Source organism: Halorubrum sp. SP3 (genome assembly GCF_005435195.1).
Taxonomy (GTDB): Archaea; Halobacteriota; Halobacteria; order Halobacteriales; family Haloferacaceae; genus Halorubrum; species Halorubrum sodomense.
Genome location: NZ_SGTU01000158.1, coordinates 1 through 883, shown reverse-complemented (window position 1 = coordinate 883; position 883 = coordinate 1). Strand labels below are relative to the sequence as shown.

The window sequence follows — 883 nt, the reverse complement described above, 5'->3', positions numbered from 1 at the left end:
GGTCACGATGTGGCGTACGGGGACAGTGTCACGGGCGACAGACCCGTAGTCGTGCGCGATCCCGAGGGGATTGTCCGAATCCTGCCGATCGCTGATCTCTTCGAGCGCTCGGATGCGACTGCGAGCGAGGATCTGATTATTGCCGCCGACGGAGGGCCTGTCGCTTCGGTGTCGGTCGAGAAGGAACGGGGTCGCGTGAACGGGTGGGAGGCGCTTTCGGTGACCGGAGACAGGGACCCAGAGTGGCAGCCGATCGAGCAGGTGATCCGACACGAGACCGACAAACCGGTCGTCAACCTCCAGCATAAGTTCGGTGAGTCCACGACGACCAGAGATCATTCGTACGTCGTCGAAGAGGACGGCGACCTCGTCGAAACGAAGCCAGAAGACGTCGAAGAACCGCTTCGGGTTCCCGGTCTTCCTGAGGTCGAAACAGTTGAGAAGATCGATGTTTACGACGTGTTAGAGGGGTACACGCGCGAGTACGGGGACGGTCGAAGCGTCGGCAGCGAGAACGCGGAGACGAAGGTCAAACGAGTCCACGCGAACGACGACTGGGTCTGGTTCGGTCACGAACACCACGACTCGATAGAGCGGAGCATCAAGGTACAGCGGCACATCGACTTAGATTCCGAAGACGGACGGGCGCTCGTGCGGTTGCTCGCCGCGTACGTCACCGAAGGGAGCTCCTCGACGATCGAAACGACCGACACCAGGTTCGGCGCGAGCATCGCTGAATCCAGAACAGGTTGGCTCGAAGGGCTTCAAGAGGATTACCAGCGTCTGTTCGACGGGGCGACAGCTAGTGTCATTGCGTCAGACACGTCCGGCGAACGGACCGTCAAGTACGGAACCGACAGCGGGGATCAGTCGGTAACGTACG

Annotated in this window: 1 pseudogene; it reads left to right on the top strand. The window is 60.7% G+C overall.

Annotated elements, in window-relative coordinates:
• Positions 1 to 9 precede the first annotated feature (9 nt).
• A pseudogene (locus EXE42_RS16015) lies at positions 10 to 883 on the top strand (hypothetical protein); the annotation flags it as partial.